The following is an 18,186-nucleotide window of genomic DNA, read 5'->3' as shown; positions in this document are numbered from 1 at the left end:
GCGACCGAGCGCTCCCGGGGCCCGGGAGCGCTCAGCCGTCCAGCCGCGCGAGAAGCGCCACCGGCCGGTCCGCGAACAGTTCCGCGAGCTTGAGTTCCGTCTCCGGGCCGCCGGTGAACTCCCGTACTCCGTCCAGCAGATCGGCCCAGCGGCCCTCCGGCAGGACCAGCTCCGTGTCCTGCCAGCCGCCCGCCTCCGCGAGGCGCAGCGAGAGCCGGGTCGCGGCCGTCACGACCGCGCCCGAGCGGGCGAAGGCCAGGCAGTGCGCGGCGGCGGGGCCGCTCGCCGCCAGCGGGGTGTACGCGCCGCCCCGGCCGAACACCTCCGGGCGCTCCCGGCGCAGCCGCAGCGCCGCCCGGACCAGGGACGTCCTGTCGTCCTCCGGGCCGATCGCGAACGGCGCCCGGTTGTCCGGGTCGACGAGTGCCCGGTACTCCCGTTCCGTGTTCTGGTACAGCTCCGGCACCCCCGGCATCGTCAGCTGGACGAGCGCCGCGCCGAGGGCGTGGGCCCGGATGTGCGGCTCCAGCGCGACGGCCGTCTCCGAGGCCGAGCGCAGCGGGATCCGGCCGGGCCCGGCCGCCGTGAACTCCGCCACCGCCCGCTCGTACGCCGCGTCCGGCTCGGTCCAGCTCGTCCGCAGACCCGCCTCCCGCACGGACTTGAGGACGGCGGGGCCCACCCGCTCCGCGTCCGGCGCGCCGAAGCCGAAGGCCGTCTGCCAGGCCGTCCACGCCAGGTGCGGATCGGGTGCGGGCACCCCCGCGACCTCCGCCAGGAGCGCCGCCCAGACCTCCGGGCACTGGGCGAGCACCGCGATCGCGGCCCGCACGTCCGCGCTGCGCTTGGTGTCGTGCGTGGACAGCACCGTCCCGGTGGCCGGCCAGTCCCGGGCGATGCGCAGGCAGTACGCGTGGAACTCGTCGGCCGACACCGCCGGCCGCCCCGCGTCCCCGCCCACCTCGTTCGCCGAGAGCAGCGGCGTGTACCGGTAGAAGGCCGTGTCCTCGACCGATTTGGCCCGCAGCGCCGAGGAGGTCTGCGCGAACCGGGCCCGGAACGCCCGGTGTTCCGGCCCGTCGCCGCGTGACCCGAGCGCCAACTCGCGTACCAGGTCGACGGCCGCCGCCTCCTCCGGCACCGCGAACGCGGCCTTCGCGCCCCGCGCCGCCGCCGGGGTCAGGACCTCCTCGCCGCCCGTCCGGTAGGTGCGGTAGACCGGCACCCGTACGAGCAGTTCGCGGATCGCGGTCCGCAGCGCCCAGGGCGCGTGGTCCCGCAGCGCCGGGTCGGCCGCGCAGATCCGGACCGCGAGCCGGGTGAGCGCGGCGGTCTCGGCGGCCAGGTCGTGCGTCACCACCTCGTACGCGGCGCGCCGCTCCGTCGCCTCCCAGGTGCCGCCCCGGTCCCCGGCGCATCCCGTGAACTCCCGGTACACGTCGGCCAGTTCGTCGGCACCCACCGGATCGGTGAAGACCCCCTCGATCCGGCGCAGCGCGTCGTACCCGGTGGTGCCGGCGACGGGCCAGTCGGCGGGCAGGGTCTCCGCTCCCGTGAGGATCTTCTCCACCACCGTCCAGCAGCGCCCGCTGGTCGCCGCCGCCAGGTCCTCCAGATACCCCTGCGGGTCGGCGAGCCCGTCCGGGTGGTCGATGCGCAGCCCCTCGACCACCCCGTCCGCCACCAGCTCCACGATCTTCGCGTGGGTCGCCGCGAACACCTCGGGGTCCTCCACCCGCACCCCGATGAGCTCCGAAATCGTGAAGAAGCGGCGGTAGTTGAGCTCGGTGCGGGCCAGCCTCCACCAGCCGAGCCGGTACCACTGGGCGTCGAGCAGCTCGTCGAGCGGCAGCCCCTCCGTGCCCGCCCGCAGCGGGAACTCCTGCCCGTCGAGGTGCAGCGCCCCGCCCGAGACCCGCAGCCGGTCCCGCACCTCGGGAAGCCGCGCGGGCAGCACCGGCAGCAGCAGCCGGCCGTCCCCGGCCGGCCAGTCGACGTCGAACCAGCGGGCGTACGGCGAGTCCGGCCCCTCGCGGAGCACCGACCGCAGCGCGTGGTTGTGCCGGGGGGAGGCCGCCATGTGGTTGGGGACCAGGTCGACGACCAGGCCGAGACCGTGCGCCCGCGCGGTCGCCGCCAGCGCCCGCAGCCCCTCCTCGCCGCCCAGCTCGGCCCGTACGGAGCGGTGGTCGGTGACGTCGTAGCCGTGCGTCGAGCCCGGCACCGCCTCCAGGACGGGCGAGAGGTGGAGGTGCGAGACCCCGAGCCCGGCGAGGTGCGGCACGGCCCGCGCGGCGGCGGCGAACGGGAACTCCGGCTGGAGCTGGAGCCGGTAGGTGGCGGTCGGGAGCGCGGAACGGGCCGGGAGGGAGGTCATGCGAACGTACGTACCCCGCGCGAGGGCTTCTGTGTCATCACCCCATGCACCCGTTCGGGTGCATCGCATTACGTTCGCGGGATGCTCCGGATGTATCGCGACACGTTCTCGCTGCTCGGGCCGGTCCTCCCGGTCGTCTCCTTCCTCGGCCGGCTGCCCACCGCCATGTGTCAGCTCGGCAGCCTGCTCCTGGTCGCCGAGACCAGCGGCTCGCTCGCCACGGCGGGGCTCGCCGGCGGCGCGCTCGCGGCCGGCCAGACCGTCGCGGGACCGGTCATCGGCCGCCTCGCCGACCGGCACGGCCAGCGCGGAGTCGTCCTCGCCGCCTCCCTCGCCAACGCGGTCGCCGTCGCCGTCCTGGTCCTCGCCGCGCTCGCCCACGCGGCCACCGGCTGGCTGATGCTCTGCGGGGTCCTCGCCGGAGCCACCGTCCCCCAGATCGGGCCGCTCGCCCGGACCCGCTCGGTGGCCCTCGCCCGCCGCTCCGGCGCGGACGACAGGACCGTCGGCGCGATGCTCTCCTTCGAGGGCACCCTCGACGAGGTGTCCTTCGTCCTCGGCCCGGCCCTGGTCGGCCTCGCCGCCGCCCTCGCCCACCCCGCCGCCGCGCTCCTCGTGGCCGCGCTGCTCCTCGTCGTCTGCGGCTCCGCCTTCGCCCTGCATCCCACAGCACGTACGGCCCTCGGCACGGTCACCCGTACGGACGCGGCCGAGCGGGCGCGGCTGCCCCGGTCCGCGTACGCGCTGCGCGGCACGATGGTCCTCCAGGGCGCCATGTTCGGCGCCTCCCAGGCCGGGATCACCGCGCTCACCGAGCAGCTCGGCGCACCCGCCCAGGCGGGGCTCGTCTACGCGGCGATGGGCGTGATGAGCGCCGCCGTCGGCCTCTCCCTCGCCGCCGTGCCCGCCCGCATCGGGCTCACCACCCGCTGGCGCGCGGCCACCGCCGGGCTCGTCGTCCTCTCCGTACCGCTGCTCTTCGTCGGCTCCCTCGGCGCGCTGTACGCGGTCGTGGTCGTCCTCGGCGCCGCGTACGCCCCGCACCTGATCACCGTCTTCGGGCTCACCGAGCGGACCGTGCCGACCGCCCGGCTCGCCGAGTCCATGGCCTTCCTCACCAGCGGGATCGTCGGCGGCCAGGCCCTCGCCCTCGCCGTCTCGGGGCGGCTCGCCGAGGGCCACGGCGCGCCCGCCGCCTTCGCGGTGGCGGTGGGCGCCGCCGTGGCCTGCGCGCTGCTCTCCTGGACGGTACGGGTGACGACTCCCGTACGGGAGGTCAGGCGGGTCGCCGCAGCACGGTCAGACTGAGCGGCGCGAGTGTCACCCGCTCGCCCCCGGCCAGCTCCGGTCCCTCCTGCGGCGGCATGCCCTCCGGGTCGGAGGTGTCCACCACCATCCGCCAGTACCGGCCGTGGCTGTCCGGCACGACGAACTCCAGCTCCTTCGCGGAGGCGTTGAACATCAGCAGGAAGGAGTCGTCGGCGATCCGCTCGCCCTGCGTCCCGGGCTCCGAGATGGCGTTGCCGTTGAGGAAGACCGTCAGCGCCTGGGCGTGCGCGGCCTGCCAGTCCCGGGACGTCATCTCCTCGCCCTCGGGCGTGAACCAGGCGATGTCGGTGAGCTCGTCGTGGGTGCCCTCCACGGGCCGCCCGTGGAAGAAGCGGCGCCGCCGGAAGACCGGATGCTCCCGCCGCAGCCGCACCATCGACCGGGTGAAGCGCAGGAGCGTGGCCTCCGCCTCGCTGTTCTCCTTGGGCCACCGCACCCAGGCAACCTCGTTGTCCTGGCAGTACGCGTTGTTGTTGCCGCCCTGCGTGCGGCCGAACTCGTCGCCGTGGCTCAGCATCGGAACGCCCTGCGAAAGCATCAGCGTGGCAAGGAAGTTGCGCATCTGGCGGGCGCGCAGCTCGGTGATCCCGACGTCCTCGGTATCGCCCTCCTCGCCGCAGTTCCACGAGCGGTTGTGGCTCTCTCCGTCCCGATTGCCCTCGCCGTTGGCCTCGTTGCGCTTCTCGTTGTACGAGACGAGGTCGCGGAGGGTGAAACCGTCGTGGCAGGTCACGAAGTTGACCGAGGCGAGCGGGCGCCGCCCGTCGTCCTGGTAGAGGTCGGACGAGCCGGTCAGCCGGGAGGCGAACTCGGCGAGCGTGCGGGGCTCGCCGCGCCACAGGTCCCGTACGCAGTCCCGGTACTTGCCGTTCCACTCGGTCCACAGCGGCGGGAAGTTGCCCACCTGGTAGCCGCCCTCGCCCACGTCCCAGGGCTCGGCGATCAGCTTCACCTGGCTCACCACGGGGTCCTGCTGCACGAGGTCGAAGAACGAGGAGAGCCGGTCCACCTCGTGGAACTGCCGGGCCAGGGTGGCCGCCAGGTCGAAGCGGAAACCGTCCACGTGCATCTCGGTCACCCAGTACCGCAGGCTGTCCATGATCAGCTGGAGGACGTGCGGGGAGCGCATGAGCAGCGAGTTCCCGGTGCCCGTCGTGTCCGTGTAGTACCGGGGGTCGTCCGCGAGCCGGTAGTACGAGGGGTTGTCCAGGCCCCGCATGGAGAGCGTCGGGCCCAGGTGGTTGCCCTCGGCGGTGTGGTTGTAGACCACGTCGAGGATGACCTCGATGCCCGCCTGGTGCAGCGCCCGGACCGCCGACTTGAACTCCAGGACCTGCTGGCCCCGGTCGCCCCAGGACGCGTAGGCGTTGTGCGGGGCGAAGAAGCCGATCGTGTTGTAGCCCCAGTAGTTCGAGAGCCCCGCGTCGACGAGCCGGTGGTCGTTCACGAACTGGTGAACGGGCATCAGTTCCAGCGCCGTGACGCCCAGTTCCTTCAGGTGACCGATCACCGCCGGGTGCGCGAGCCCCGCGTACGTCCCGCGCAGCTCCTCCGGCAGGTCCGGGTGGAGCATCGTCAGGCCCTTCACATGGGCCTCGTAGATCACGGTGTGGTGGTACTCGGTGCGCGGGCGCCGGTCGTCGCCCCAGTCGAAGTACGGATTGACGACGACCGAGGTCATCGTGTCCGGGGCGGAGTCGAGGTCGTTGCGCGCGTCCGGCCGCCCGAACGGGTAGCCGTACACCGCCTCGCCCCAGCGGACCTGCCCCGACACCGCCCGCGCATAGGGATCGAGGAGCAGCTTGGCGGCGTTGCAGCGGAGCCCGCGCTCGGGGGCGTACGGGCCGTGGACCCGGAACCCGTACCGCTGACCGGGCATCACGCCCGGCAGATAGGCGTGCCGGACGAAGGCGTCCGTCTCGCGCAGCTCCACCGCCGTCTCCGAGCCGTCGTCGTGGAGCAGACACAGCTCGATCCTGTGGGCGGCCTCCGAGAAGACCGCGAAGTTGGTTCCCGCTCCGTCATAGGTGGCGCCCAGGGGATACGCCTGTCCCGGCCAGACTTGCATGGATACGACTCTTCCTCTTCTGTCCGGGTTTAGGGGATGTTCTCCGGCCAGATCCTGCCCGAAAGAGGCGCAACCTCCTAGGACTTCGCCCCGTCCTACCGGGTGACCGCACATCAAGAGGGGGAATGAGGGGGAAGTGTGTACGAAATAGCGCGCCGCCACCTGGGGAAGGTGGTGGCCGGAGCGGCCATGGCGGTGACGGGAACCGCCGTCGCGGTCGCGATCAGCCTGCCGGGCAGCGCGGGGGCGAACGGGGCCGCGGGACCCGCCGGAACCGGCGGGACCGTGGGGGCCGCCGGCACGACGGCAGGGACGGGATCGGCCGGCGCGACCGGACAGGGGAAGGCCGGGGCCGCGGCCGCAGGCCAGGACGGGACCGGCGCGGGGGCGCAGGCGGCCGGCGCCGCGCCGCCGCCGGCGACCGTGGCTCCCGCGGCGGCCGAGGGGAAGAAGGGCGTCGGTTCCGACCCGCTCACCGACGACGAGCTCGCGCGGGCCGAGCAACTGGCGCTGACCCCGCCGGCCGCCGCCGCCCAGGAGAACGTCGAGGGAGGGCGGGGCCCGCAGCACCTGGGCACCCTGCTCGCCGACCCGCTGCCGGGGGACGGCACGCGCCGCGCCGAGGTCCGCCTCTACGACTACGCGAAGGACGAGCTCGTCACCCGGACCGTCAACCTCGGCACGGGCAAGGTCGAGAGGTCCGCGACGCAGCGCGGGGTCCAGCCCTCCGCCCACCCCGAGGAGCTGCGGGAGGCCCTGGAGCTGATCCTCGCGAGCCCGCTCGGCAAGGGCGTCAAGGAGGACTACAAGGACGCCACGGGCAAGCAGCTCACCTCCACCGAGCAGCTGTGGTTCAACGGCGACGTCTACCGCCCCTACCGTGAGGCGAACGTGCCCGCGCAGCTCGCCGACTGCGGCGAGCACCGGTGCGTCCGGCTCGTCACCAAGGTCCTCAACGGGGCCTGGATCAACACCCGGAACCTCATCGTCGACCTCTCCGCGAGGACCGTCACGCGCGTCGGCTGACCACCGCCGCGCCCGGCCCTCCCCTTCCACGACATCTCCGTACGAGGGAGTACGTTCCCATGTCCACCCAGCGAAGCCCGCGCACCCGCCGGAGAGGCGCCGTCCTGACCGCGGCCGTCCTGCTCGGCACCGCCACGGCCGCCACGGCACCCGCGACCGCCGTGCCCCGCCCGCTGTCCCCGGCACTGCCGTCCGCCACGCAGCCGTCCGCCCAGCCCCTCTGCTCGGCCGCGTACCGCATCACGCAGAAGCTCGAAGGCGGCGCCGTCTGGAACATGTGCTGGCGCTACAACACCGACGCCGGGCTCACGCTCGACGGCGTCACCTACCAGCCGCCCGGCGGCGCGCCCATCAAGGTCCTCACCAGCGCCCGGCTCGCCCAGATCCACGTGCCGTACGACGACGGCGCCGCCGAGTACGACGACCTCACCGGCGCCGGCTTCGGCTGGGGCCTGCAGAACCTCAAGCCCGCCGAGTGCCCCGGCGGCACCATCTCCACCGTCAAGGTGCCCGAGGTCGGCCAGGTCAAGGGCCTGTGCACCACGACCAGGGCGCGGGGCCACGCGTACCGCATGGCCGCCGACAGCGGCGGCCAGGTGTACCAGGTCCAGGGCAAGGACCTCCTCGTCTACACCGTGAACAAGGTCGGCTGGTACGAGTACATCTCCGAGTGGCGCTTCTCCGCAGACGGCACCATCGGTGCCAACGTCGGGGCCACCGGCAGCCTCTCGCCGGTCGACTACAACGCCACCGACGGCCGCGGCTGGCCCATCGGCAAGGGCGCCCGCGCCTACGCCACCAGCCACGCCCACAACGTCTTCTGGAAGCTCGACTTCGGCCTCGACGGCTCCACCAAGGACCGGATCGAGCAGTTCGACTCCACCGTCACCGCGCCGCCCGCCAACGGCGGCGGACCGACCGTGAAGACGAAGCGCACCGTCGTCACCAAGGAGCTCGCCGGCGACGCGAAGAACATGCGCTGGTGGCGGGTGGTCAGCGGCACCGGCAAGAACGCCGACGGCCACGCCCGCTCGTACGAGATCGTGCCCGGCCACACCAACACCCACGCCGGCCGCGGCTTCACCAAGCACGACGTGTACTTCACCCAGTCGCGGGCCTGCGAGCAGTTCGCGAGCAACAACACCGGCAACTGCGGGACCAACGCCGGTGACAGCGTGGACAAATGGGTCAACGGTGAGACTCTGACCAAACCGTCCGTGTGGGTCAACATCGGGTTCCACCACATCGCCCGGGACGAGGACCAGCAGCCGATGCCGGTCCACTGGCAGGGCTTCCAGCTGGCGCCCAGGGACGTAACCGCTATGAATCCGCTCACTCCGGCTGATCTCGCCTCCCAGAACGGGCAGCCCGATCTGGGGAGTTGAGCAAGGAGCCTGACGATCCTGCTGCACCGCCTCCCGCTCGCGGAGTACCCTTCCTTGATCGTTGTCGGAGTGGTCGAAACGGGCTTCCAGGAGCAGAAGGCGGTGCGCGGGTGAGCTCGGGAGGTCTGGAGCTGCCCCCAGGTGACGCGGGTCACGAGGGGGGCCCGACCGACGCCGCCGACCTGCCGCCCGGAGCGGTCGTCCCGCCCGGCGCGGCGGTCCCGCCCGGGACGGTCACCGTCACCCGGCCCGTGGAGATCGGCGCGGAGCTCGACTGGGGCGCCGAGGCCTGGGGCGAGGTGCGCACCCGCGCCCAGCGCGCCGGGCGCGCCTACATCTGGCTGAACCTGGTCGAACAGCGGCTGCGGGCCGTGGTCGCGGCCGTCCTCCGGCCCGTGTACGAACCCGTGCACGGCGAGGAGTGGGTCGTGGCCGCGGCCGGCCCCGCCGGTCAGGAGTGGGTGCAGCGGGCCGTCGCCGTGCGCGAGGTCTCGCGCCGCAAGGGCTATCTGCTCGACCCGGCCGACGACAACGTGCTGAGCTTCCTCACCCTGCCGCAGCTGCGCGAGCTGATGGTGCAGCACTGGCCCTGCTTCGAGCCCTACTTCGACGACCGGCGCGAGGTCGAACTCGCCCTGGACGAGCTGGAGGTCACGCGCAACGTCGTCTCCCGCAACCGGGCGCTGTCGCTGACCGTCCTCGCCCAGTCCGAGCGGGCGTCGGCGCGGCTCCTGGAGATCCTCGGCAGCGGGGCCGGCGTGCCCTCCGCCGACCGGCTGCCCGTGGACGCGGTCGAGGACCTCGTCGGCGACCGGTACGCGGACGTGGTCTCCGTCCACCCCGACCGGGTGCGGCTCCAGCGGCAGCTGCCCGCCGAGGACCTCTTCGGCGGGGCCCGGCGCCTCGACGCCACCGGCATAGGCCTGAACCTCCTCGTGCAGAACTTCTCCGGGCGCCGCATGGTCCGGCTCGCGGAGTCCGGCTGCCGGACGCGGCTGCTCTTCCTCAACCCGGCGAGCAGCGCCGTCAAGCGGCGCGAGCGGGAACTCGGCCTCAAGAAGGGCGAGCTCAGCCGCTCCGTCGAGATGAACATCCTGCACATGCGCCGGGTGCGCTCCAAGCTGCGCGACCCGGGCGCCTTCCAGATCCACGTCTTCGACGAGACCCCCCGCTTCACCGCGTACCTGGTGGACGGCGACGGCCCGGACGGGGTGGGCGTCGTGCAGTCCTACCTGCGCAAGGCCCGCGGCATGGAGGCCCCGGTCCTCGTCCTGCGCGGCGGCGGCCGGAGTGTGGTGCGCCACGGTCAGCACGGCGGCGACGGCGAACACGGACTTTTCGAGACATACCGGGAGGAATTCGAGTCGGTCTGGCTCGACTCCCGCCCCGTCTCCTGACCTCCGCCCGAGGGCGTTGTCAGTGGTGCGTGCGAGGGTGGTCACCACCACGGGGGAGATCACGTAAGGAGGACCCGATGGCCTGGCACGGCGACACGCTGGTCGGCTTCGACCTGGAGACGACCGGCACCGATCCGCTGGAGGCCCGTATCGTCACGGCCTCGATCATCGAGGTCGACGGCGGGGGACACGTCGTACGACGGCGGGACTGGCTCGCCGACCCGGGCATCCGCATCCCGGAACAGGCCTCCGCGATCCACGGCATCAGCACCGAGCGCGCGGCGGCCGAGGGCCGGCCGGTGCGCGAGGTGGCCGACGAGATCGCGCAGACCCTCGCCGCGTACTGGGAGGACGGCGTCCCGATCGTCGCGTACAACGCCTCCTTCGACCTCACGCTCCTCTCCGCCGAGCTGCGCCGCCACGGGCTGCCCTCGCTGAGCGAGCGGCTCGGCGGCGTCGGCATCGGCCCGGTCGTCGACCCGTACACGATCGACCGGGCGGTCGACCGCTACCGGCGCGGCAAGCGGACCCTGGAAGCGGTCTGCGGGGAGTACGGCGTGGTCCTCGAAGCCGCCCACCAGGCCGCGGCCGACGCGCTCGCCGCCGTCCGGGTCGCCGTCGCGATAGCCGAGCGGCACCGGCAGGTGGCCGAGCTGGACCCGGCCGAGCTCCACGAGCGTCAGATCGCCTGGTACCGCGTCTGGGCCGAGGACTTCCAGGCCTTCCTGCGCCGCAAGGGAGACCCGGAAGCAGTCGTCGAGTCCACCTGGCCCCTGCGCCCGGCGGTATTCGCCCGCTCCTAGCCGTTGTCCTTGAGGAAGGCCAGCAGGAGTTCGTTCACCTTCTCCGGCCGGTCGAGCGGGAACCAGTGGCCCGCGTCCGCCACGCGTTCGTAGCGCCAGGGACCGGTGACGTGCTCGCCGGTGTCCACCATCTGCCGCTCGGTGAGGAAGCGGTCGCCGGTGGACCAGACGCCCATGACCGGGACGGAGAGCGGCGGGAGCGCCGGCAGCGGGGTCAGCTGGGCCTCGATCGGCAGCCCCGACCGGTAGATGTTCAGAGCGGCGGTCAGTGCGCCCGGAAGGCGCAGCGGCTCCAGGACCGTTTCCGCCTCGGGGTGGTCGGAGAGCATGTCGCGCAGATTCGCGAAGTCCTCCCGGGAGAGCCACTCCTCGGCGAGGCCCTCGTGCTGGAACATCGTCAGGTGCCACAGGCGCTGCCGCTGCTCCCAGCCGGCGCCGAGGATCGCCGCGATGCTGCCCACCGACATGAGCGTCAGGCTGGTCACGCGGTCGGGCACGGTCTGCGCGATCCCCTGCACCACGCCCGAGCCCCAGTCGTGGCCGACCGCGTGGAACCGGTCGACGTCGAGCCGGCCCAGCAGCTCCAGCAGGTCGCCCACGTGCTTGATCGGGTGACAGGCCTCCGCGCCCCCCTCGGGCCGGTCCGAGGCGCCGAAGCCCCGCAGGGTCGGGACGACGCACCGGTACCCGGCCGCGGTCAGGGCCGGGACCTGGTGGCGCCACAAGGCGTGGCTGTCCGGGAAGCCGTGCACCAGCAGCACCGTCGGCCCATCGCCACTCACCTCGACGTCCAGCGTGACGTCCGACAGTTCCACCCGCATCACAACACTCCCTTCCCGACGGCCGGTTCGACGCCGGACATGATGTCAGAACGGGTACCAGCGGACCTCGGGGTCGCCGTCCCGCAGCGAGGCGACCCGACGCTCGAATTCGGCCAGCGCCTTCGGGTTCGCCGGCGCGTGCTGCGCCACCCACGCGCAGCTCGCGGTCTCCCGAGCGCCCCGCAGCACGGCGCACCCCTCCCACTCCCGGACGTCCCACCCGTACGCCTCGGTGAAGGCGTCGTAGGCGGCCGGGTCGAGACCGTAGCGGTCCCGGGAGAGCGCGAGCACCACGAGGTCGTGCTCGCGCAGATCGGACGAGAAGGTCTCCAGGTCCATCAGGACCGGGCCGTCCGGGCCGACGAGCACGTTCCGGGGGAGGGCGTCGCCGTGGATCGGGCCCGGCGTCAGATACGGGGTGAGCGCGGCGGCCGCCGGGGCGAAGGCGTCACGCCGCTCCCGGAGGAAGGCCGCGTCCGCCGGATCGATCGCCTCGCCCGCCAGCCGCAGCCACCGCTCGACCCCGCCCAGCAGCTCACGCCGGGGGAGCGCGAACCCCGCCGGCTCGGGCAGCGCGTGCACCGCCCGCAGCAGCGGGGCCAGATCGCGGGGCTCCGCGGGCCGGACCGCATCGGGCAGCCGGTGCCAGAAGGTGACCGGGTGCCCGTCGACGAGCCGCGGCTTCTCCTCGGCGGCCCGCGGAGCCGGGACCCCCGCCCCGGCGAGCCAGCCGGCCAGGGCCACCTCCCGCTCGGCCCGCTCGAACAGCTCGGCGTCCCTGCCGACCTTCACCACCAGGTCGCCCACGGCGAAGACCGCGTTCTCCCCGAGGGCCAGCAGCCGCGCCTCCGCGACCGGCAGCCCCGCCGCGGCCAGGATCTCCCGCGCCCGCGCCTCGTCCATCGACCTCTCCCTACCTGTGCGTTTGAGCCAAAGTCTCGCACTCGGCCCTCACCACCGCGCAGGCCGCCTTGACGGCCCCACGACCCGTCAGGACCATGACGGGGTTCCCACCGGCGGCGGCATCGGGCAGACGGGGGTCGGATCGATGAGCTCGGCGACCGCGACGAAGCGGCGGCCGGGCGGGACGCGGACACCGCGGACCGTCCGCCAGACACGACCCCGGGGGCCCGACGTCGGCGCCTGGTTCCTGGTCCTCCCGGCGCTCCTGCCGATCCTCGTCCTCAGCGTCGGCCCGCTCCTCTACGGCATCGCGCTCGCCTTCACCGACGCCCAGTCCGGCCGCACCCAGGCCACCTCGTGGGTCGGCACCCTCAACTTCCAGGACCTCCTCCACGACACCCTCTTCTGGGACTCCTTCCGCATCGGCCTGATCTGGGCCGTCGGGGTGACCGTCCCCCAGTTCCTCCTGGCCCTCGGCCTCGCCCTCCTCCTCAACGAGAAGCTCCGCTTCCGCTGGCTGGCGCGGGCGCTCGCGATCGTCCCCTGGGCGATGCCCGAGGTCGTCGTCGGCATCATGTGGCGCCTCGTCTACAACCCCGACGCGGGCATCCTCAACGAGACCCTCCGCGACCTCGGCCTCGGCCAGGGCCACGACTGGCTCTCCGGGCTCGCCACCGCCCTCCCCGCCGTCATCGTCGTCGGCGTCTGGGCCGGCATGCCGCAGACCACCGTCGCCCTGCTCGCCGGACTCCAGAACACCCCGCGCGAACTCCACGAGGCCGCCGCCCTCGACGGCGCCGGCGCCTGGCGCCGCTTCCGCGCCGTCACCTGGCCCGCGCTGAGACCCGTGGCCCTCGCCATCACCGCGCTCAACCTCATCTGGAACCTCAACTCCTTCGCCCTGGTCTACGTCCTGACCAACGGCGGACCCGGCGGCCGCACCCGGCTCCCCATGCTCTTCGCCTACGAAGAGGCCTTCCGCTACGGACAGTTCGGCTACGCCGCCGCGATGGGCTGCGTCCTGGTCGCCGCCGTCTCGGTGCTCATCGCCTTCTCCCTCGTACGCCGGCTGAAAGGGGACCAGGACCGGTGAGCGCCCTCCGGACGAGCAGACCCGCGCGGATCGGCCAGTACCTCGCCCTCCTCGCCTACCTGGTCTTCCTCGCCTTCCCCTTCCTCTGGCTGATCTCCACCGCCTTCAAGCCCGCCCCCGAGCTGGCCTCGCTCCACCCCACCTGGATCCCGGAGGAGCCGACACTCGCCAACTTCCGGCAGGCCTTCGAGGAGCAGCCGCTGCTCAGGGCGGCCGGGAACAGCCTCGTCGCCGCCCTCGCAGCGGCCCTCGTCGCGGTCGCCGTCGCGACCCCGCTCGCCTATGTGACCGCCCGCCACCGGGGCCGGCTCGCCACGGCCGCCACCGGCTGGGTCGTGATCAGCCAGGCCTTCCCCTTCGTCCTGGTGATCATCCCGCTCTTCCTGGTCCTCAAGAACCTGCACCTCGTCAACAGCGTCCTCGGCCTCGTCATGGTCTACGTCGTCTGGTCGCTGCCCTTCGCGCTCTGGATGCTCATGGGGTACGTCAGGGCCGTACCGGCCGAACTGGAGGAGGCGGCGGCCGTCGACGGCGCCGGGAGGATCCGTACCCTCGTCTCCGTCACAGCCCCGCTGCTCGTCCCCGGCATCGTCGCCACCGCCCTCTTCGCCTTCGTCACCGCCTGGAACGAGTTCTTCTTCGCGCTCGTCCTGCTCAAGACCCCCGAGAAGCAGACCCTGCCGGTCGTCCTCACCCACTTCCTCGGCGCCGAGGGCGTCGCCGACCTCGGCCCGCTGGCCGCCGCGGCCTTCCTCGCCACCCTGCCCTCCCTCGTCGTCTTCGCCGTCCTCCAACGCCGCATCACCGGCGGCATGCTGACCGGGGCGGTGAAGTCATGAGACGACGGCTCCTCACCACCCTCACCGCCGCGCTCGCCCTGCTCCTCACCGGCTGCGCCGGCGGCGACGAGCGGCCCGACGACGGCGTCGTACGCCTCCGCTTCCAGTCCCTCGCCTGGCAGAAGGAGTCCGTCGACGCCAACAAGCAGCTCGTGGCGGAGTGGAACGCCACCCACCCCGACGTCCAGGTCGACTACGTCCAGGGCAGCTGGGACTCCGTCCACGACCAGCTCCTCACCTCCTTCGAGGGCGGCGAGGCGCCCGACATCATCCACGACGCCGCCGACGACCTCGGCGACTTCGCCTACGGCGGCGACCTCGCCGACCTGCGCCCGCTGCTGCCCGAACGGCTGCGCGCCGACATCCCCGCCCGCAGCTGGGAGACCACCACCTTCGGCGAGGGGATCTACGGCGTCCCGTTCCTCCAGGAACCGCGCGTGATCATCGCCAACCGGAAGATCCTGGAGTCCTCCGGCGTCCGCGTCCCCACCCCCGAGAAGCCCTGGACGTGGACCGAGTTCCGGCAGATCGCCCGGGACCTCACCACCGCCATGGGCCCCGGCCGGTACGCCGTCGCCTGGCCGCTCAAGGAGCCCGTCTCCGTCAGCCTCAACCTCGGCGTCTCGGCCGGCGGCAGCCTCTTCCACCGGGACGCGGACGGCCGGGTCACCGTCGACTTCACCGAGGCCGACGCCGTCGTCACCGGCACCGTCCACGACCAGGTCGTCGTCGACCGCACCGCCCCGCGCACCACGCTCGGCAGCGGCGGATCCGACACCCTGCCCGGCTTCTTCGCCGGGAAATACGCCATGGTCCCGCTGGGCTTCGCCTACCGGCAGCAGATCGCCCAGCAGGCGCCCGAGGACTTCGCGTGGACGGTGCTGCCCGCCCCCGTCGGGAGCGAGGGGCTCGCCCAGGGCGTCTCCCCGCAGACCCTGTCGATCGCCGAGGCCAGCCCGTGCAAGAAGGAGGCGGCGGCGTTCCTCGACTTCTTCCTGCGCCCGGAGAACATGGTGCGGCTCGCCCGCGGCGACTGGATGCTGCCCACCGGCACGGCCGCGCTCGCCGACCCCTCCCTGCACACCGCCCGGGACGGCTGGGCGACCGGCGCCGAGGTCGCCGAGCGGCTGCGGCCGGCCCCCGCGCAAGGAGTGCGCGGATATCCGGAATGGAAGGACAAGGTGGCGACCCCGGCCTTCCAGGAGTACTACAGCGGCGCCATCGACGGCGCCGAGCTGCGCCGGCGGCTGGTGGAGGACGGCAACCGGGTCCTCGCCCGCTATCAGCGCAAATGATGGATTCGTCATTACGAAACCTTGTTGAATAAGTCACAGATGGGTGACGGGTCTTCTCCAGGATCGCTCCCATCGGCGAGTGTTCGAACCGGCCACCGTGCCGCCCCCCACGAGGCGCGGTGGCCGCCCTAAGCTGAACCCATGGCGACGACATACGCGGCCCTGCTCCGCGGCATCAATGTGAGCGGTCACCGCAAGGTCCCCATGGCGGAGCTCCGTTCCGTCCTCGAAGGCCTCGGCCACCGGAACGTCCGCACGTACCTCCAGAGCGGGAACGCCGTCTTCACCACGGACAGGCCCGCCACCGAGGACGAGCTCAACGCCGAGCTGGAGGACGCGATCGAGGCCCGCTTCGGCTTCCGCGTCGACTGCCTCGTCCGCGACGGCGACTACCTCGCGGCCGTCGCCGAGGCCTGCCCCTTCCCGGCCGCCGAGCTGGAGGGCAAGCAGCTCCACGCGATCTACTGCTCCGGCCCCGTCGAGGAAGAACGCTTCGCCGCGATCGACCGGAAGGCGTTCCTGCCGGAGGAGTTCCTCCTCGGCGACCGCGTGCTCTACCTCTACGTCCCCGTGGGACTCGGGACGTCCAGGCTGGCCGCCGTGGTCACCCGCCCGTCCGTGGTCAAGGGACTCGTGACGACGGCCCGGAACTGGAACACGGTGGTCAAGCTCGTCGAGATGACCCACGAGGACTGACGGCCAAGTGGCCCACCCTGCCGACCGCGGATTGGCCCAGGATGACGGGCCATCCGCTGGCTAGATTCGATCGCATGACGAGCGCAGCGACCACCACCCGGCCCCGCACCACCGTCGACTTCTACTTCGACCCCGCCTGCCCCTTCGCCTGGATCACCTCCCGCTGGATCCTGGAGGTCGAACGCCACCGGCCGATCGACCTCCGCTTCAAGGTCATGAGCCTGTACTTCCACAACGAGGGCAACACCCTGCCCGACTGGTACCGCGAGCTCGTCGACGCCTCCATCGGCCCGGTCCGCGTGGCGGCGGCCGCCGCCGAGCAGCACGGCGAGGAGATCCTCCGCCCGCTCTACACCGCGTACGGCACCCGCATCCACGAGAAGAAGCAGAAGGACTTCGGCGCCGTCGTCGCCGAATCCCTCACCGAACTCGGCCTGCCCGCCGCCCTCGCCGAGGCCGCCCACGACCCGGCGTACGACGAGGCCGTCCGCCGCAGCCACGACGCGGGCAAGGACCCCGAAGCCGGCGCGTACGTCGGCACCCCGACGCTCCACGTCGACGGCACCGCCTGGTTCGGCCCGGTCCTCCGCGCGATCCCGCGCGGCGAGCAGGCCGCCGACCTCTTCGACAACGTCCGCGCCCTGGCCGTCCACCCCGACCTCTTCGAACTGAAGAGGACCCGCACGGGCGGCCTCGACTACACGTGATCCGCCGCCTCCGGGTGTCGCGAAAATTCAAGACAGGGCCGCGGGCCGGTTCCTAGGGTCGAGGGCATGAACGACATCCACGCCCATCTCACCGTCTGCGCCGCCGAGGCCGCCCGCGTCGCCCGCGGCGCCAGCGCCGAGCAGCTCGCCGCGCCCTCCGTCTGCGCCGACTGGACCGTCCGCGAGCTCGCGAACCACCTCGTCCTCTACTCCGCGCACGGTCTCGAACACCGCGCCCTGCGCACCCAGCTGCCCGACGACACCGTGCAGCGCGACTTCACCGCGGAGGACGCGTGGGCGGAGGCGTACGCGGCCCAGCTCGACCGGGCACTCGCCGCCTGGGAACGGCCCGAGGCCTGGGAGGGCGAGGTGGACCTCGGGTCCGCCGCGATGCCGGCGGCCACGATCGCCTCGATGCTGGTGAAGGAACTCGCCCTGCACGGCTGGGACCTGGCCCGGTCGACAGGGCAGGAGTTCGAGCTCCCCGAGACGACCGGAGCGTTCGTCCTCGGGGTCGTCGAGGAGCACGCCGAGATCTACCGCCAGTACGGGGGCTTCGCCGAGCCGGTCGCCGTCGCCGACGACGCGCCCGCTCTCACCAGGGCCCTCGCGGCCAGCGGCCGGAACCCGAAGAGCTGACGCGCCGGACCGACCCTTCGGTCACGCGAGGCGGCAGGAGACGGCAGGAGACGGCAGGAAGTCAGCCGACGGCGGCCACGCGGTCCGTCGCGCGCGCCGTCGCGCCGTCGTACCGCTCCATGAGCAGGGCGGCCAGCTCGGGGGAGGGACCGAGGACGTCCGCCAGGACGTCCGCAGCGGCGGCGCCGGCGGCGATCCGGTCCGGGAGCCTGCCCGGGGCGATGACGTACGGGGCGACGGCCACCCGGCGGACGCCCGCGTCGGTACGGAGGGCCTGGACGGCCTCCTCCGTACGGGGAAGAGATGCGGAGGCGAACGCGGGCCGCACGGAGCACCAACCGGTGCGCCGCAGCTCCCGCGCCGTTTCTGCGATCACCGCGATCGCCTCCGGGTCCGTGGAGCCCGCCGAGGCCAGGACGACCCCGGTCGAGCTCTTGTCGCCGGGCGTGAGCCCGGCCTCGTACAGCCGCCGTTCCACCGCCGCGATCAGCAGCGGCGACGGTCCGAGGACCTCCGCCTGGCGGATCCGCAGCCGGCGCGGGGCCTGCCGCAGGACGGCGGGGATGTCGGCCTTCGCGTGGAAGGCCCGGGTGAGCAGCAGCGGCAGCGCCACCACGTCCCGTACCCCGTCGGCGGCGAGCCGGTCGAGGACCCCCGTCACCGACGGCAGGTTGAAGTCCAGGAACGCCGTCTCCACGCGCAGCCCCGGCCGCAGCGCACCGGCCCGGCGCACGAGCGCCTGGACGGTCGCCGCGTGCCGCGGGTCGCGGCTGCCGTGGGCGATGACGAGGAGGACCGGCCTGTTCAT

16 protein-coding genes are annotated in these 18,186 nt (G+C 73.0%); 11 read left to right on the top strand and 5 right to left on the bottom strand.

The features are described from left to right. Nucleotides 1-31 precede the first annotated feature (31 nt). The gene (gene treY / locus ACZ6K0_RS28465; protein WP_469232965.1) at nt 32-2,377 is read right to left on the bottom strand and encodes a malto-oligosyltrehalose synthase; all 2,346 of its coding nucleotides are present in this window, start codon (nt 2,375-2,377) and stop codon (nt 32-34) included. A 90-nt stretch (nt 2,378-2,467) separates the two neighbouring features. Here treY and ACZ6K0_RS28460 point away from each other — a divergent pair, with 90 nt between their 5' ends. Next, nucleotides 2,468-3,685, top strand: a complete 1,218-nt coding sequence (locus tag ACZ6K0_RS28460; RefSeq protein WP_469233042.1) for an MFS transporter — start codon at nt 2,468-2,470, stop codon at nt 3,683-3,685. On the opposite strand, the gene glgX is transcribed toward ACZ6K0_RS28460, so the two are convergent. Continuing rightward, a complete protein-coding gene (glgX, locus tag ACZ6K0_RS28455; RefSeq protein WP_376400715.1) occupies nt 3,654-5,774 on the bottom strand; it encodes a glycogen debranching protein GlgX in 2,121 nt (706 codons plus the stop codon). The genes ACZ6K0_RS28460 and glgX overlap by 32 nt on opposite strands. A 138-nt stretch (nt 5,775-5,912) precedes the next feature. Between glgX and ACZ6K0_RS28450 the strand changes: the two genes are divergently transcribed. The 4 genes from ACZ6K0_RS28450 (at nt 5,913) to ACZ6K0_RS28435 (ending at nt 10,385) form a co-directional block, all read left to right on the top strand. Next, nucleotides 5,913-6,800, top strand: coding sequence for a Tat pathway signal sequence domain protein (locus ACZ6K0_RS28450; RefSeq protein WP_469232967.1), 888 nt, complete (start codon nt 5,913-5,915; stop codon nt 6,798-6,800). A gap of 59 nt (nt 6,801-6,859) precedes the next feature. Further along, nucleotides 6,860-8,185, top strand: coding sequence for a copper amine oxidase (locus ACZ6K0_RS28445; protein WP_469232969.1), 1,326 nt, complete (start codon nt 6,860-6,862; stop codon nt 8,183-8,185). Between the two features lie 110 nt (nt 8,186-8,295). Then, nucleotides 8,296-9,582 carry an SAV2148 family HEPN domain-containing protein gene (locus tag ACZ6K0_RS28440; protein ID WP_469232971.1) on the top strand — a complete coding sequence of 429 codons (1,287 nt, stop codon included), beginning with the start codon at nt 8,296-8,298 and terminating at the stop codon, nt 9,580-9,582. 77 nt (nt 9,583-9,659) lie between these two features. Then, entirely contained in the window at nt 9,660-10,385 is a 726-nt protein-coding gene (locus tag ACZ6K0_RS28435) for a 3'-5' exonuclease (RefSeq protein ID WP_376400704.1), read from the top strand. Here ACZ6K0_RS28435 and ACZ6K0_RS28430 read toward each other — a convergent pair. Together ACZ6K0_RS28430 and ACZ6K0_RS28425 are read right to left on the bottom strand one after the other, a co-directional pair. Further along, on the bottom strand, nt 10,382-11,206 hold the full coding sequence (locus tag ACZ6K0_RS28430; RefSeq protein WP_376400701.1) for an alpha/beta fold hydrolase: 825 nt from the start codon (nt 11,204-11,206) through the stop codon (nt 10,382-10,384). The two genes, ACZ6K0_RS28435 and ACZ6K0_RS28430, sit on opposite strands and share 4 nt — an antisense overlap. Nucleotides 11,207-11,251: 45 nt before the next feature. Continuing rightward, complete coding sequence (locus ACZ6K0_RS28425) at nt 11,252-12,109, bottom strand: phosphotransferase enzyme family protein (protein ID WP_376400698.1); 858 nt, start codon at nt 12,107-12,109, stop codon at nt 11,252-11,254. Between the two features lie 145 nt (nt 12,110-12,254). Between ACZ6K0_RS28425 and ACZ6K0_RS28420 the strand changes: the two genes are divergently transcribed. The 6 genes from ACZ6K0_RS28420 (at nt 12,255) to ACZ6K0_RS28395 (ending at nt 17,378) form a co-directional block, all read left to right on the top strand. After that, nucleotides 12,255-13,202 carry a carbohydrate ABC transporter permease gene (locus ACZ6K0_RS28420; protein ID WP_469232973.1) on the top strand — a complete coding sequence of 316 codons (948 nt, stop codon included), beginning with the start codon at nt 12,255-12,257 and terminating at the stop codon, nt 13,200-13,202. Continuing rightward, nucleotides 13,199-14,041, top strand: coding sequence for a carbohydrate ABC transporter permease (locus ACZ6K0_RS28415; RefSeq protein WP_376400692.1), 843 nt, complete (start codon nt 13,199-13,201; stop codon nt 14,039-14,041). The genes ACZ6K0_RS28420 and ACZ6K0_RS28415 overlap by 4 nt, the downstream gene beginning before the upstream one ends. Further along, the gene (locus ACZ6K0_RS28410) at nt 14,038-15,336 is read left to right on the top strand and encodes an ABC transporter substrate-binding protein (protein ID WP_469232976.1); all 1,299 of its coding nucleotides are present in this window, start codon (nt 14,038-14,040) and stop codon (nt 15,334-15,336) included. Before ACZ6K0_RS28415 ends, ACZ6K0_RS28410 begins: the two co-directional genes overlap by 4 nt. A 141-nt stretch (nt 15,337-15,477) precedes the next feature. Next, on the top strand, nt 15,478-16,032 hold the full coding sequence (locus ACZ6K0_RS28405; protein WP_376400685.1) for a DUF1697 domain-containing protein: 555 nt from the start codon (nt 15,478-15,480) through the stop codon (nt 16,030-16,032). Between the two features lie 74 nt (nt 16,033-16,106). Next, entirely contained in the window at nt 16,107-16,739 is a 633-nt protein-coding gene (locus tag ACZ6K0_RS28400; RefSeq protein ID WP_376400682.1) for a mycothiol-dependent nitroreductase Rv2466c family protein, read from the top strand. A 66-nt stretch (nt 16,740-16,805) separates the two neighbouring features. Continuing rightward, a complete protein-coding gene (locus ACZ6K0_RS28395; protein WP_469232979.1) occupies nt 16,806-17,378 on the top strand; it encodes a TIGR03086 family metal-binding protein in 573 nt (190 codons plus the stop codon). A gap of 61 nt (nt 17,379-17,439) precedes the next feature. Here ACZ6K0_RS28395 and ACZ6K0_RS28390 read toward each other — a convergent pair whose 3' ends face one another. Beyond that, nucleotides 17,440-18,186: a sirohydrochlorin chelatase gene (locus ACZ6K0_RS28390; protein WP_469232981.1), complete on the bottom strand. Its 747-nt coding sequence runs from the start codon at nt 18,184-18,186 to the stop codon at nt 17,440-17,442.

This window comes from Streptomyces sp. NPDC042346 (genome assembly GCF_055581845.1).
Note: the sequence above shows the minus strand (reverse complement) of the source record. Positions and strands in the feature narration are given on the sequence as shown.